Origin of the sequence: Nostoc sp. T09, assembly GCF_002154695.1 — a bacterium.
GTDB lineage: Bacteria > Cyanobacteriota > Cyanobacteriia > Cyanobacteriales > Nostocaceae > Aulosira.
Genome location: NZ_MTAV01000070.1, coordinates 1 through 14,329 on the forward strand (window position 1 = coordinate 1; position 14,329 = coordinate 14,329).

A 14,329-nucleotide genomic window follows, 5' to 3' on the forward strand; every position below is an offset into this window, starting at 1 on the left:
CTGCTTCACCTGTTCCCTCTTAAAGACTATGAATTTAGCATAACAAGTACGGTAGAGCCAAAATATTGAAGGTAAGGTTCAAGAATTCATCGGTGAAATAACTGGTAATCCTGGAGATAAGGCTGAAGGTAAAGCCAAGCAAGCTGAAGCCCAAATTACCCACACTACCGAAAATATTAAACATGAACTCAAAAAAGCTTTAGATTAGTTCTCCCGTCCAAATATTTGGGTGCAATTTCTCAAATTTATAACTCCACTTCTTGATAGAGGTGGAGTTCTTTTAGTTTTATTACTAGGATAAAAGGCTAGCTTTGAATCTAACCAGGAATCTGACAATATTTACTTAATAACTGCTACGACCAGTCACTAAGCCCCATAAGAAAATAGCAATTATGGCACCAATTACAGCAATAATTAAGCTAGGAATGCTGAGAGTTCCAGCAGCAAATGTTGCTCCACCTTTACCCAAAAGAGAAACTAAACTTCCCCCAATTAAAGCACCAATAATACCTAAAACCATTGTTGCAATAATTCCGCCACCCTGACGACCAGGGTAAATAGCTTTAGCTATAGCTCCAGCAATAATACCTAAAATTATCCAAGCCAGAAGATTCATAATACTCTGTTAAAAACTTAACAACTAGTTTATTTATTCCTGGCTAGATTGCCTTCTACCGTAGGAGATAAGTATAAAATGTTAAGAAAAATTATTGCTACTGTCGCTTCAAAAACATATATTAAAAAGCAAACGATGTCTCTTAACAATCACCTAAGTATAAATTCTCTAGCGGAAGATTAGATAGGTAAAAGATATAAACTCTACCAAAGGATGTATCAATTCGGTCTCTACTTTGAAGTTTAATCAATAAAATGTTTTATTGTGTAACTTCTCAGTTAATAACAATTTCCATGACCGATTTGGAACGCTATCTATTTGACTTACAAGGATTCTTGATTATTGAGAATGCGCTCAACAGTGACCAGATTGCAGCTCTTCAAGCACTTTTAGATCGGCAAATCGCACGCCAAAATAACCCAGAAGCAGCATTCTTGCGTTTTGATGGTTTGTTACCTTGGGGCCAACCTTTTCGCGAACTGATTGATAATCCGGCGATCGCTCCCTATCTATCTGAGTTACTAGGAAAGCAGTTTCGCTTAGATCATGATTATGTTCACATCATCCGTCAAGGTCTTGGCCCCATTGGTTGCCACTTACATGGGGGTGGAACTCCCTACGATCCTTGCCAGTATTATATTTTCAACAATGGTAGAATCTACAACGGGTTGACTGTTGTTGCTTACGAGCTAAATGATGTGCATCTTGGCGAAGGCGGATTTGCTTGCATCCCTGGGAGTCATAAAAGTAATTTACCTTTACCAGAGGAATGGCGAAATCTGCAATTTCCTAGTGCTTGCGTACAAGCTTTTACTCTTAAGGCGGGTAGCGCCATCATTTTTACTGAGGCTTTAACTCACGGTACTCTTCCTTGGTGGGGAACACATGAGCGCCGTACCCTATTTTATAAGTATTCTCCCCGTCCTTCAGCCTGGTCAACAGACTCATATAATGCTGATGATTATCCTGATTTGACTGCATCTCAGAAACAAATTCTCAGAAAGCCAGGTATCTATCCTTAAATTAGTAAAAATGTAGTCAGTTTGCCTAAAACTGAAATTTAGACTAATCGCGATCGCACAATCATCTAACTGCTGCTTGTTAAAGGTAGATTACACAAAGGTTCTCAGGAAATGAAAAGCTTTACCCATATCGGTAAAGCTTTTTTTTGTGAGATTTTGGGTCAGCAAGATCTCTAACTCAATGTCTAATACTTGCTAGCGATCGCATAACTGAGTAACGCCAGAATCATGGTTATTTAACAATATTTTTTCTGTGTATACTGACTTAGATCCTAAATATTTTTGTTAGGTTTTTTAGATTAGCCTACATAAATTTACTTAATATAAAAAGTGAATTAAATTTCAGCGATCGCACTTTTTACAGGTGCTTAACTGTGGGTAGATATTGCTGTTTTTTGATAGTAAATTTTGGATCTAATTTGGGTAATCTAAATAATAAAGGGTATTAGCAAATGTGGAGCACAAAATCACATGAAGGATGCTAAAAGACGTTGGATGCTGACGATCAACATAGCTGTCATGGCAGTAATGCCAACGCTGATATTTTTAGCATTCTTGCATCAAGCAACAGCTGACGATCCAGGAAGCTGTTTTATGGTAACTTCCTCTGGGAGAACTATCAGTTTAGGAAAGCTTTGCGGTGTAACACCTATAGACAGCAGAGTTTTTCGGGTTCCCATTAAACGTCGTGTTGGTAAAACTCCTGTCCTTGATGTTACCTTTAATCAGCAACAAACTTTTGAGATGATTTTAGATACAGGTGCTAGCAGCACCCTGATTACACTCAAAATGGCAAATGCGCTAAAACTTCAGCCTATAGGTAAGGTAAACGCTCAAATTGCAGATGGTACTGAAGTTCAATTCGTAACGAGCCAAGTAAAATACATTACTGTTGGCTCAGCTGTAGCTAACAATATTGAGGTAGCGATCGCTCCAAAAGCTTCTATCGGTCTACTCGGTCACGATTTCTTTGACAACTACGATATCAAGATTTTAGAAAAAGAAGTAGAATTTCGTCACCGCTAAGTAGCATTACCCTTTGCAAATATTTTACTTACCAGCTGAAGCAATTTCCGTAACCATCTGATATTTATTGGTAGTTAGTGCAGTCTGATTAAATTCAAGGACAACTACCTATGGCAATCGAAGGTATTGACATTGCGGAATTTAGCGGAAATATCAATTGGGAAAAAGTTAGAAGTCAAGGCATTCGCTTTGCTTTTGCGAGAGTCAATGATGGCACCATCCATACAGATACTCTATTTTCTTCTTACTGGCCCGCTATGAAGAAAGCTGGTATTATCCGAGGGGCATATTTTTTCTTTCGTCCCACCCAGGACATCGACGCGCAGGTGAAAATTTTCGTTCAAAATCTAGAAATAGAACCAGGTGACCTTCCCCCAGTTGTAGACATTGAGACAGCTAACAGTTGGTATGATTTGAGTTTGACCCAAAGACTGGAGCGTGTGGCTGAGGTATTAAACGCTGTAGAACTGGCTACAGGCTACAAACCAATCATCTATACTGGTCCCAGTTTTTGGCGGGACACGATGGGAAACACCAAACGCTTTGCTGACTATGACTTGTGGATTGCACATTACCAAACCAGTACTCCTAGTATTCCAGGCGGCTGGGAAATACACACTTTCCATCAATACATAGGCGATCAAACTGGTTTTCCTGGTATCCCAGGAGATGTAGACCGCAATAGATTTAATGGTACTTTAGATCGTCTCCAAGCAGAAACTGTTAAGGCAGTTGCGCTTGTGCAAGGCCGTATCGGTCCTAAGGTGAAGAAGTTGCAACAAAATTTGAAAAAACTTGGCTTCGATCCAGGAGTACCAGATGGGATTTTTGGGACAGGTACTAAAAAAGCTGTTACAGCTTATCAGCAAGCTAACAAACTCACGGTTACAGCCACTGTTCCGCCTGGAGACAAATTGCTGGTCGCTTGATATTTAGTTGGCGTTATGAGATTTTTTTAGAAAAGCATTTTTTGTAGCACAAATACTCATATTTTTAGTTATCAATAAAACTTTCCAAGCTGGGTACATCCACCCAGCTTGCTGTTTTATGAGATTCATGGGATAAATCCATCAATAACTGAGAATAAACTCCTTCGCGCAGTGATGGAACTATTTGTTGCTGGTGATTAATTCCTTGCACCCATTGGTCTAGTACACGCATAAATGCAGAAATGCGTCCATCAGCATGATTTTGAGAAAACATCAGGTGTGCTGGGATTTCGATTTCAGTTAAGGCTTTACCCGGTTGGGAACCCCAAACACGAAAACCGTGAATGTAATCTTTTTGATTTTCACTACCTAAAACTAAAGTACCGCGATCGCCATATACTTCTACCCAGTGCGTTCTCGGTGCATGAACAACTGCACTGATCGTAAGTTGGCAAGGTGTACCATCTGCTAATTCCAAGGTCAGCAAGCAGGTGTCATCTGTATTCACTGGTTTGCTTTCACCGCTAGCCGGGTCAATGCGTGTGGGAATAGCAGTACTCAAGTGGGCGCTTAATCTGCGTACTGGACCAAATAGCCAGTAAATATAATCGAAGGCGTGGGAACCTAAAGACCCCAATGCACCGCCTCCCTTGTCTTGGGAAGAATACCAGTTCCAAGGGCGGGAAGCATCTGCACGTGAAGAACCTAACCAATCAATTCTAATCAGACGCTTGTTACCCACATAGCCTGCTGATAATAGTTGTGAAAACCTCTGCCATCCTGGCACAAAGCGAAATTCAAAATCTACAGTAGCAGTGATGCCTTTTTGTTGAGCTAATTGATAAAGTTCTTTAGCCTCGGCTGCGTTTAAGGCTGTCGGTTTTTCCAGTAACAAATGCTTTCCTGCTTGCAGCACTATTTTTGCCATTTCATAGTGCAAAAATGGTGGTGTAGCGATAGTGACTGCTTGCACTGTTGGCAACTTCACAATGTCTGCAATTGTATCGTAAGCATGGGGAATCTGCTGAGATTGAGCGATCGCTTTGGCTTTATTAATATCTCGATGATAAACAGCTACCACCTCAGTTTGAGGATGTGCTTGCAATCCTGGAATATGGACTTTCTGACCAAAACCTGTACCAATAACCGCCACGCCAATTTTTTCTAGATTTGTCTGTAATGTCGAAACCATATATAAATTAAGGGAAAATACCGAGGGATAAAATGATAATAAACCAGCATTTACAAGACGCGATCGCTGGAACCCTAATAATTTCCTGAATCTGCGCGAAAATGATCCCTTCATATCATGTTCGGTGAAATACTTATTATTAAGACCACAGGCGGAAAGAGCATTTTCCGGTTTTTGCACAAATGTGGGAATTATCACTAATTAGGCGGACATGATATCAGTTGTTTTTGCATTAGACTTCTTGCAAAAGTCGGGAAAAGGGGAAGGGGAAAGGGGGAAAGGTTTGATATTTTCCCTTTCCCCTTTAACCTTTTCCCTTTTCCCACCTCTTGCAAAAGTGGTTTTTGCAAGAGGTCTATTGACCACTGATATCATGTGACCGTCATTACTACCTTTGGGAAGTAATCCCAAAAATCCGGCGATTGCGTCGTTTCAATCGCAATGACATATTAAGGGTGATTTGCTGGATATTATATGACTCTTCTGGTGGCGCTCGTTATTCGCTAATGCTAACGTCATTTGTCAGCAAGCCAGAAATTAGAACAGTTTTAACCAGCCTGGGCAATCAATTGAGTAGCAATCTGCTGTGCTTGGTTGATCGGAATGGCAAATCCTAATCCTTGGGCACCTTGAATAATGGCAGTATTAATGCCGATGACCTGTCCGCTTTGATTTAACAGCGGTCCACCGGAGTTACCAGGGTTAATAGCTGCATCTGTCTGAATAAAACTCACTTCCCTGCTGCGTGAGCCAATCGCTCGACTAGAACGTTGTGTACCACTGATAATCCCGACTGTTACGGTGTTGTCTAAACCGAGAGGATTACCAATTGCGATCGCCCATTCCCCAGGTTTTAACTGATCGGAATTACCAAGGCTGACTGTCGGTAAATTGTTGGCTTGAATTTGAATAACTGCCACATCTGTGGCGCTATCTGCCCCCAATACTTGACCTGTGAAGCGACGGCCGTCTTTCAAGGTTACTGTTACTCTGTCTGCACCTGAAACTACGTGAGCGTTAGTCAAAATCACACCATTTGACTTAATGATAAACCCTGAACCAGTTCCCCGTGCCACGCGCGTACCAGATTGTGTATATCGACTAGGAGTTGTGCGAGTGGAGTCAATGCGAACTACGGCTGAACCAGTTTTTGCTACCGCATCAGCAATAAAGTTATTATTTGTATCTACCGATGAAGTAGAAGGCAACTGCGCAGTGATTTGTTGAGATAGCACTGGATTTGTAGGCATCAAGTGCGCTCCAATAAGAGCTGACACAGCCCCTACAGACACTAAAGATACATTAACTAGAGATTTTTTCAAGGAAAAATTAGCAGACATTGCAGATTTCTAAGTTAAAGAATGGGTTTTAACACAATCAGCAAAAGACGAGACTCCGTTTTCCTCACAAAAGAGTTCTGAGTATTAGAAATTACCTTTTAGAGTTAGTTTTGTCGGTAACTTCCAACTCAGCACTATGATTTAGCTTGCACTAACTGCTTAACGATACCTACCCCTACTTGAGTGGCTTCATTCAGTAGTTTTGGATCTACCGTTTTATCGTTCTGGCTGTGATAATTCGGTTCCTGACCCCGGTAGAAAAATAGGATGGGCACGTCTTTGTTAGCAAACGGTGCATGATCGCTACCACCATAGCCATAGGAACCCAAAGTTTTTATATCTGAGTCAACAGCTTTGGCGATCGCGGTTAATGACGATGTACCACCAATTAAAAGCTCGTTGTTAACGCCAACCATGTCAAAATTCAGCATTCCTTTCAACCCTGAGAGGAACTCTGGTTTAGCAGCATCAACAAAAGCCCGTGAACCATGCAAACCGTCTTCCTCGCCATCAAAGGCGACGAACCAGGCTTGACGAGCCAGATCTGTGTTCGATAAGTTACGAGCAATCCCCAGTACAACTGCTGTTCCAGAAGCGTTATCGTTTGCCCCTGGGGAACCTGGCACAGAGTCGTAGTGTCCACCAAGTATCAGGCGTGGCTGAGTTACCCCTGGTAGATGAGCAATAACATTACGTCCGGTCACTGTCTGCCGTTGAGCATTAACATTGAGGCTGACATTAACTGGTGCAGTTTGTGCTTGCTGAAGCAAGGAATTACCGCGATCGCCCGAAAGTGCCAAGACTGGGATTTTTACTGACTCGCCTAATGCAGCACCGTTTAAATTGCCTGGTTCGTTGTTAACAATTACTAAACCACTTGCTCCCGCAGTCTCAGCATTGCTAGCTTTTTGGGAAAAACGGATTTCACCACGCCGGACAATGGCGATCGCACCTTTGACATTCACTTTTGCAAAGTCGTCGGTTCGTCCAAAATTGGGAACTACTATCAGTGGTGCATTCAGCTTTCCTGGAATTGTGCCATTGAGTGCCCTACCCTCAACAATCGCACCATTGATCGTGAGGTTTGAACCTAAATCTACAAACTTTTGATAATTAAAAGTCTGAACTTCGGCAACATAACCAGCTTGACGGTACTTATCAATTAAATAAGCGCTGGCCTTTTCCATCACTGGTGTACCAGCTACTCGCGGACCCAGATTTACCAAAGCTTGCACATCGGCATAAGTTGCATTAGTGCGATCGCTCTCTTGCGCCTCAGCTTTTGATAAAGATTCAACAATATTATTTAAACGAGTTGGTTGTAAAGCGCAAGCAGTAGGTAGTGAAGCTAGGACAGCCACTACTACCGCATTGAACCAAGAATTTGTTTGCTTTCTCTTTAAGGGAGTCATTAACTCTGTATGAGATGAATCATATACTGATTAGCTCCTGTTATCTTTATTGTGATAGGTAAGAATGACAAGAAAATGTCAACCACAGTCGTCATCAACTGCGTATACTCTTGGGTGACGCTTGTTTCCCCATAGCGGTATGTCCCCAGCACGCATGAAAATCCCATTTCCCGCGTTTATTTTCAAGCCAGAGCTAATCCCGACTTAGCATGTCAAACTGATTTAGAAGCTTGTGAGTGGTAGTCTTTGTGCGCCACTATTCCATATGATTTTCGCCCCGCTGCACTAGTGTAACGGGGCGAAAATAGCGAGCTAACTAACCCTATCTGGGTATGAGCTTCAATGAGTTATTTAATTTTTTGGAACTTCTCAATTGTGAGATAGATTTCTTCATCAGCCATCTGACTGTTGTAATCGATATTAATTTGGGTTGGGTAGCCAAGTTTAGGATCGTACTGCACAGTCAGGTTGGATGCTTTCTTGGCGATCGCATCCTCAATTACATTGAACAGCTTGGGAATCGTATCATATTGTTTAAATATTTCTTGATCTACTGATTGACCAGCCGCATCCGTAATAGAAGTCTTTTTCCCTTTACGGACTTTAACGACTATTGGTCCGCTAGCTTTGGGTGCACAGAAGCAACTCCGGCTAAGTTGATAGCGATAGTTACGGATATTTTGCTTTTTCCATAACTGGCGATTAATAGTTAATTGGTTCAACTGTGACTTAGCGATCGCCGGGGATTGTGCCGCTGGGCTGGGAGTTTGGGATATGACCGGTGCATTTAAACTGAGAGTTAGCAATAATCCTGTAGTTATAAAGATAGGTAAGCGCATATAACTCGATTGAATTCTTAAGTTATGAGAATTTAACAAACTCATCAAAGTTCCTGCCTCGCTTGCCAACACAAAATTTTAGTTTTTATGTTAAATTTGCTACCCTATACCCTGTATATCCTCTGTATCCCAAGCTGCACTACAGAGGCAGTATTTGGAAGCGATCGCTAAGCAACAGCGATATTTAGGATAAAACGCTTGTATTTTACTAGTTGTAAATAACTTTGCCTTAAATACTAGTTTGCATAACCCTAAACCATACCGCGTCACGACCTCAGCTGTTTGACTAGGGGATTGTTAGGCAACTCAACAATAAGTATGCGATTATACTATAAGGACTCTATTTACGTCTTATATCTAAAGGTAGAGAATAATGGTTAACTCTAATTTGGGAATTATTACCTGAGAGGGGTTATTTCCCAAATGTCTCCGCCCAAGAAAATCAGCCTATCTACTCTTTAGTGCAACCGAGGTCAGATGACGCAATCTTTAAATCAAGTCACCGAGTGGGAACAACGTCGTGATGAGGCAACCCGCTACTACAAGCGGGGAGAATTTCAAGAATATCTCGCACTGGCAACCGAAAATTTAAAGTTGGCTAGAGTCATCCCAGACCGAGCCAGAGAAGGTTATGCATTGAACGACATTGGTTTAGCTCACCTCGGTTGCTGGCAACCTCAAAGAGCATTAGACTGTTTTTATCAGGCACTTGCGGTTGCTCAAGAATTTGGTAATGTACGAGCAGAGGCAACTGCACTGAGCAATTTAGGTTCTACCTACAGCCGCCTAGGAAAGTTTTCGCAAGCGCTAGAGTATTTGGACAAAGCACTTCAAATTTTCCGTAAATTAGAGGACGCTCAAGGCGAAGTTTCCACTCTTAATGATGTGGCACTGATTTATACCAGGTTGGGTGAACCAAAACGAGCACTGCTGCTGCAAAACCAAATTTTGACCATGCGGCGATTGCTAGGAGACTTTTCTGGTGAAGCAACTACGTTCAATGGTATTGGGTATGCCTATAGTGCTTTGGGACAATTTGAGCAAGCTCTAGAATATTTTCAAGCAGCATTGCCAATTCAACGGGCTGTTAAAAGTTTAGTTGGCGAAGCCACTACCTTGAATAATATTGCCTCTATCTATAGTGATTTAGGACAACCTAAACAAGCACTATTACTCTACCATCAAGTGCTATTAACTCGGCGGGTGCTAAAAGATCGTGCCGGCGAAGCAACTACGTTGAACAACCTCGGTTTTACTTACAATAGTCTGGCAAATCACTGGCAAGCACTGAAATTATACAAGCAAGCTGTGGCAATTTATAAAGATTTAGGCGATCACGTGGGAGAAAGTTCAACTTTCTTGAATATGGGCAGTCTTTACGCCAAAAGAAGACGCAAAAAATTGGCGCTATCATGCTACCGCAATGCCCAAGAATTAGCCACGCAAATCCAATATCAACCACTTGTGGAAAAGGTACAACAGTTTATTGATGCATTGTCGTGAGATTCCAGGCTGCATAAATAAAATTAAACTCAAAATTTGTCCCTGAGCGTGCTTCTTTTGTAACTCATCATCAGCAGCCAACTCAGGGACTTTATTTATCTAAACAGAATACATCCGTCAGGAGTCAGAATTCAGTACGAATTCTGTACGAGTGGCGGATGAATAAACGGGTATAAAACCCCTACCAAATTTTCAATTTAGTGGTCTTAAATCAGTGGGGGATTCAGACCCACCACTGATTTATTCTGAATTCTGACTTCTGAATTCTTCTTCATCAAGATTTATCTATGTAGCAGCGGCTAGAAGCCGCTGCGCAGGAGATATGAGTTAACTAGAAACGATAACCTAATCCCGTTTGGAAACTGACAGCATCAGCATCACTATTTCTGTAAGCGTCAATACCCCATTTAGCATCGCCATAAACAATGACGTTGTTCGCTACCTGTGATTCAGCACCCAAAGTTACTACAGGTGAACTTTGATTACCCAAGGGGGTGTTTTTACCTTCATCAGTGACAAACGAGTAACCGCCACCGAAGTAGACGTTAGTATTTTTGGCAATGGGCGCATCATAAGTCACTATCGGCATAATTGCAGTGGCATCACCACCAAACAGAACCGAACCCCGAAGTGAAACAGGTGTTCTCGGCGCAGTAACCCGTGCTTGGACATTACCGCCAAATTGAGCATCATCATTTCCTTGTCCACCACTGGTTGCACCAGCAGCAATACCAACACCAATATAGTTGCTGTCAGTACCTGCTGGTTGAGCAGCAGCAATTCCAGCGGAGAGGACAATAGAAGAAACAGCAAGCGCAGAAGCTGTCAAAGCTCTAAGTTTCATAAATTTCTCCGCACTAGAGTTCAGTGCAATCAATGTTCTCTAGTACTAGAATCCTCTTTTTAAAAGATTTCACCCTCCTACACTAAGGTCATCCACATGGTTGAATTGTTTTTCATTCTGTTGGGTGAACCTATTTTGAAAAAATGCCAAGGTATTATATAGATTTTTATCTCTACTATTATTTATGAAGTAATCGCTGCCGCAATTTTACGCGAAAATGGCTGGCTTTGTATATGTTAGCGATCGCCGTTGATATTAAATTTTTAAACACTAGCTAACATGGGGTTCGCCATAAAAATTCTCTTGATATTTTCTGGATTCGTCACCGCCATATATTGAGCCGCCATATCTGGTGTGAGCAGTTCTAACATAACTTTGTTTTCTAACCAAAACTCAATCACGTCAAAGAAAGAATCACGGTTACAACGTAAAACTCGCCAACCTTCGCGTTTGCCAATTTCCTCAATTTCTTCCTGACTGCTAGGAACAGAGATGGCTGCATGAGTAGCTGTCATACCATTAGCGGTATTAGTCTGTACAAACTGACACGGACCATCGCCTTCTCCCGGTATTAGCTTAGTTTCTAACGGATAAACTTCAATTGCTGTGCCTTGTTCGTCCATAGCAAACACCATATAGCTACCCGGATGAGGAAAAAAAGGAAAAGCCTGTCCTTTCAGAACTTCCGCGATGACTTGGGCAACACGTAGGGGGTTTTGAGCAGCAATAGAAATGTGATAAATCATAAAATAAATTTCCTTGGATAAAAATTAAGCTTGTAAGTAAGCAGATTCTGCAAGAATCCTGCTTTGAACCATCAAGTTACTAAAGGTTTGATTATTCTAAGCTTCAAATCCAAGTTGCAAGGTTTCGGAATTTTGGACAAAAAGTTTTTGTTGCTTATTTAACTCACGTTGAGCCATTTTTCAATCGCATGATTAAACTTACGTTGGCGTCAACCAGACCGCGCCATTTGATCGCTTTCTACATTCCCCTTGTACCGTATTCGCTCAACCGACAAAGGCTATATGTCTTCATGTAGTAAAAAACACTTTATCCTAGCAAAGTGATGAGACTGCTGTAGGTGCGATCGCTTATTTATTAAAGTAATTACTAGCCCGCGTTAATTAAGATTTTAAACTTATTCTCGTTAGCAACTTGCTGACGACTGATACTGCGACTATTGATTTCTCAGTTAAATTCCTCCTTTGTGCTGGCTTTATTTACCATTTTTTTAGTTAAAATATTATATGTGCATGAGTAAGCAAGTAGATTACTTGGCAGCTAGTAGCCTGTTATTACCATAATTTTATTAGCTAGATTTTAAGTGTTTACTAATAAAAACATCTAAGCTTTAGGCAGAAGTATAAAATATAAATTTTCCTTTTTATCACTTTGAAATTTGTTATTTTTAGCTATGATTTCGAGAATGCGTAAAGGGTTTTCTGTAGTACTTGGTATGGGAACTGCTGTAGGTGTAGGATTAACATCGCTTGCACCAGCCAATGCAATTCCTTGGGGTCAGCTAATATTTAATGGTGTTCAGTTGTTGCAACTTTCAAATGTTTCACCGCAGCAAACAGTCGCCCTAGGACAAAATATTCACCAGCAAGTAAAACAAAATTACAGACTTGATTCCAGTTCTCAAACCAATACTTACGTTAACCGTGTTGGTCAACGGTTGGCAAGAGCAAGTAACTGCTCTCAAATTCCTTTTCACTTTTATGTAGTTCGAGACTCTAGTATTAATGCCTTTGCAACCACAGGTGGTTATGTATATGTCAATACTGGACTATTAAAAGCTGTAGATAATGAAGACCAATTGGCATCTGTTATGGGACATGAAATTGGTCATATTTGCAACAACGACCTTATCAAGAAGTTGAAACAAACGCAACTTGCTCAAGGTGCAGCCTCGCTTGCTGGTTTAGACCAAAGTGCTGTAACCGCCATAGCTTATAAGCTAGCTGTAGATTTACCTAATAGCCGCGAAGCAGAATATAATGCTGATGACAAGGGATTGCAGTATATGAAACGCGCTGGGTATAACCCAAAAGCTATGCCTGCATTTCTCAAGAAATTACTTCGGCAATCTTCTCAACCGTCATTTTTGAGCGATCACCCAGGAACCCAAGAGCGGATTTCTCTTATAGAAAGAAAAATTGCTAATGGTAGGTGATACCGCTTCAAAAAATGTTTGCCACAGATACCTTAGATTACTAAAAAATTTGGTAGTAATGGTGAGTGACGCGATCGCGTCACTCACTTTAAATGATGCTGTTCAACACCAAATCTGGACAACACGACCTTGTAACTGTTGCCCTAGCCAAGGTGTATTACTAGAAAGGGTATGAAGATTTTTTCTCTCGACTTTCCAGTTTTGTTGAGGGTCAAATAACACCAATTCTGCTTTTTGATTTGGTTCCAGCGCACTCACTTTTTGTGTCAAACACTCTGCTGGTCGAGTACTCAAAGCACCCCATAATTCTAAAGCTGTAAATTCCCCAGTTTCTACAAGATGCTGCCATAACAAAGGTAATGCCAACTCTAAACCAATTGCTCCTGGTGGTGCTTCAGCAAAGGCTTGGACTTTTTCTTCGTAGGTGTAGGGTGCGTGGTCAATGGCGATCGCATCTATAATTCCTCTACGTACACCCTCACGTAAAGCTACCACATCGCTGGGATTACCTAACGGTGGCTCTAAATGCAAGCTGGTGTTATAACTTTTAACTGCTTTGGTATCTAGTAACAAATGCATCCAAGTGGTGCTGGCGGTGATCGGTAAACCAGCAGCTTTAGCTGAAGCAATTAATTCCACACTGCGGGCTGTGGAGACACGCATAATATGTACATGAGAATTGCCTGTGGCGGCTACCAATTCCAATAAAGCTGCGATCGCAGATGTTTCTGCGCTTTGGGGTATCGGTGGTAATCCCAGACGAATCGCATCTGACCCTTCTCGCATTACCCCATTGGCGGCTAATTGCTGGTCACAAGGCCAAAAAGCTACTGGTTTACCCAAAGGTAAGAGATATTCTAATACCCGCCTCACCAACCCCAAATTTTCCCTCGGTTGACCATCAGTAAAGCCAACTACTCCAGCTGCTGCTAAATCTGCTAATTCTGTTAATTGCTTTCCCGCTAGATCCAAGGTGATAGCACCCCAGATATGAAGACGAGGGAGAAGGGAAGACGCGGAGAAACTATTAATAACCTCTCCGCATCCCCTTGCCTTTGCCTCCTCTTGTCCTCTTCTGTTCTTCTGCAACTGTGCCACAAGCGCCGGGTTATCGATGGCTGGAGATGTGCTGGGTAAGATGCTGACTCTGGTAAAACCGCCAGCCGCAGCCGCTTGTAACAAAGATAAGAGAGTTTCTCGCTCTTCAAACCCTGGTTCGCCAGAGTGGCTGTACAAATCCACCAATCCCGGTCCTAGAACTAATCCCCGACAATCTCTGATTTGAGTTTCGGAATTGATGTCGGTAATGTGCGCGGCGAGCGCTTGAATATGACCATCAGCAATTAGCACATCAGCTAGTTGGTCGGTTCCAGAAACCGGGTCAATCACCCGTACTTGTTGTAGCAATTCAGTTGTCATGTGAGCTA

Annotated in this window: 14 protein-coding genes; 6 read left to right on the forward strand and 8 right to left on the reverse strand. The window is 41.8% G+C overall.

The genetic code is table 11. The features are described 5' to 3' along the window. The first annotated feature begins 64 nt into the window (after window positions 1–64). A complete protein-coding gene (locus BV372_RS15225; RefSeq protein ID WP_086687388.1) occupies window positions 65–208 on the forward strand; it encodes a CsbD family protein in 144 nt (47 codons plus the stop codon). 135 nt (window positions 209–343) lie between these two features. Here BV372_RS15225 and BV372_RS15230 read toward each other — a convergent pair whose 3' ends face one another. After that, window positions 344–616, reverse strand: a complete 273-nt coding sequence (locus BV372_RS15230; RefSeq protein ID WP_086687343.1) for a GlsB/YeaQ/YmgE family stress response membrane protein — start codon at window positions 614–616, stop codon at window positions 344–346. Window positions 617–909: 293 nt separating this feature from the next. Between BV372_RS15230 and BV372_RS15235 the strand changes: the two genes are divergently transcribed. The 3 genes from BV372_RS15235 (at window position 910) to BV372_RS37635 (ending at window position 3,593) form a co-directional block, all read left to right on the forward strand. Then, window positions 910–1,638: a phytanoyl-CoA dioxygenase family protein gene (locus BV372_RS15235; RefSeq protein WP_086687344.1), complete on the forward strand. Its 729-nt coding sequence runs from the start codon at window positions 910–912 to the stop codon at window positions 1,636–1,638. A gap of 471 nt (window positions 1,639–2,109) precedes the next feature. Beyond that, a complete protein-coding gene (locus BV372_RS15240) occupies window positions 2,110–2,664 on the forward strand; it encodes a TIGR02281 family clan AA aspartic protease (protein WP_086687345.1) in 555 nt (184 codons plus the stop codon). A 110-nt stretch (window positions 2,665–2,774) separates the two neighbouring features. Then, complete coding sequence (locus BV372_RS37635; RefSeq protein ID WP_086687346.1) at window positions 2,775–3,593, forward strand: GH25 family lysozyme; 819 nt, start codon at window positions 2,775–2,777, stop codon at window positions 3,591–3,593. A gap of 64 nt (window positions 3,594–3,657) precedes the next feature. On the opposite strand, the gene BV372_RS15250 is transcribed toward BV372_RS37635, so the two are convergent. The 4 genes from BV372_RS15250 to BV372_RS15265 all read right to left on the reverse strand — a co-directional run bounded on the left by BV372_RS15250 (window position 3,658) and on the right by BV372_RS15265 (window position 8,448). Further along, window positions 3,658–4,785 (reverse strand): Gfo/Idh/MocA family protein, encoded by a 1,128-nt coding sequence (locus BV372_RS15250; protein WP_086687347.1) that lies wholly within the window; start codon window positions 4,783–4,785, stop codon window positions 3,658–3,660. A gap of 548 nt (window positions 4,786–5,333) precedes the next feature. Then, window positions 5,334–6,035, reverse strand: a complete 702-nt coding sequence (locus BV372_RS15255; RefSeq protein WP_256973235.1) for a trypsin-like peptidase domain-containing protein — start codon at window positions 6,033–6,035, stop codon at window positions 5,334–5,336. Between the two features lie 224 nt (window positions 6,036–6,259). After that, entirely contained in the window at window positions 6,260–7,537 is a 1,278-nt protein-coding gene (locus BV372_RS15260) for a M28 family peptidase (protein ID WP_086687349.1), read from the reverse strand. 347 nt (window positions 7,538–7,884) lie between these two features. After that, window positions 7,885–8,448, reverse strand: a complete 564-nt coding sequence (locus tag BV372_RS15265; protein WP_306298976.1) for a DUF6174 domain-containing protein — start codon at window positions 8,446–8,448, stop codon at window positions 7,885–7,887. Between the two features lie 405 nt (window positions 8,449–8,853). On the opposite strand from BV372_RS15265, the gene BV372_RS15270 reads away from it, so the two are divergent. Further along, window positions 8,854–9,879 (forward strand): tetratricopeptide repeat protein, encoded by a 1,026-nt coding sequence (locus BV372_RS15270; RefSeq protein WP_086687350.1) that lies wholly within the window; start codon window positions 8,854–8,856, stop codon window positions 9,877–9,879. 331 nt (window positions 9,880–10,210) lie between these two features. Here the strand turns inward: BV372_RS15270 and BV372_RS15275 are convergent, their stop codons facing one another. Together BV372_RS15275 and BV372_RS15280 are read right to left on the reverse strand one after the other, a co-directional pair. After that, a complete protein-coding gene (locus BV372_RS15275; RefSeq protein ID WP_086687351.1) occupies window positions 10,211–10,723 on the reverse strand; it encodes an outer membrane beta-barrel protein in 513 nt (170 codons plus the stop codon). A gap of 263 nt (window positions 10,724–10,986) precedes the next feature. Further along, window positions 10,987–11,469, reverse strand: a complete 483-nt coding sequence (locus BV372_RS15280; RefSeq protein ID WP_086687352.1) for a hypothetical protein — start codon at window positions 11,467–11,469, stop codon at window positions 10,987–10,989. 683 nt (window positions 11,470–12,152) lie between these two features. Here BV372_RS15280 and BV372_RS15285 point away from each other — a divergent pair. Continuing rightward, window positions 12,153–12,902, forward strand: coding sequence for a M48 family metallopeptidase (locus BV372_RS15285; protein ID WP_306298977.1), 750 nt, complete (start codon window positions 12,153–12,155; stop codon window positions 12,900–12,902). 102 nt (window positions 12,903–13,004) lie between these two features. Here the strand turns inward: BV372_RS15285 and BV372_RS15290 are convergent, their stop codons facing one another. Then, entirely contained in the window at window positions 13,005–14,321 is a 1,317-nt protein-coding gene (locus BV372_RS15290; protein WP_086687354.1) for a dihydroorotase, read from the reverse strand. Window positions 14,322–14,329: the final 8 nt, after the last annotated feature.

What these genes read in the sequence shown, in the direction of transcription:
- BV372_RS15230 (WP_086687343.1), bottom strand. Translation starts at nt 616, where the DNA reads ATGAATCTTCTGGCTTGGATAATTTTAGGTATTATTGCTGGAGCTATA.
- BV372_RS15235 (WP_086687344.1), top strand. Translation starts at nt 910, where the DNA reads ATGACCGATTTGGAACGCTATCTATTTGACTTACAAGGATTCTTGATT.
- BV372_RS15240 (WP_086687345.1), top strand. Translation starts at nt 2,110, where the DNA reads ATGAAGGATGCTAAAAGACGTTGGATGCTGACGATCAACATAGCTGTC.
- BV372_RS37635 (WP_086687346.1), top strand. Translation starts at nt 2,775, where the DNA reads ATGGCAATCGAAGGTATTGACATTGCGGAATTTAGCGGAAATATCAAT.
- BV372_RS15250 (WP_086687347.1), bottom strand. Translation starts at nt 4,785, where the DNA reads ATGGTTTCGACATTACAGACAAATCTAGAAAAAATTGGCGTGGCGGTT.
- BV372_RS15255 (WP_256973235.1), bottom strand. Translation starts at nt 6,035, where the DNA reads ATGCCTACAAATCCAGTGCTATCTCAACAAATCACTGCGCAGTTGCCT.
- BV372_RS15260 (WP_086687349.1), bottom strand. Translation starts at nt 7,537, where the DNA reads ATGACTCCCTTAAAGAGAAAGCAAACAAATTCTTGGTTCAATGCGGTA.
- BV372_RS15270 (WP_086687350.1), top strand. Translation starts at nt 8,854, where the DNA reads ATGACGCAATCTTTAAATCAAGTCACCGAGTGGGAACAACGTCGTGAT.
- BV372_RS15275 (WP_086687351.1), bottom strand. Translation starts at nt 10,723, where the DNA reads ATGAAACTTAGAGCTTTGACAGCTTCTGCGCTTGCTGTTTCTTCTATT.
- BV372_RS15280 (WP_086687352.1), bottom strand. Translation starts at nt 11,469, where the DNA reads ATGATTTATCACATTTCTATTGCTGCTCAAAACCCCCTACGTGTTGCC.
- BV372_RS15285 (WP_306298977.1), top strand. Translation starts at nt 12,153, where the DNA reads ATGCGTAAAGGGTTTTCTGTAGTACTTGGTATGGGAACTGCTGTAGGT.
- BV372_RS15290 (WP_086687354.1), bottom strand. Translation starts at nt 14,321, where the DNA reads ATGACAACTGAATTGCTACAACAAGTACGGGTGATTGACCCGGTTTCT.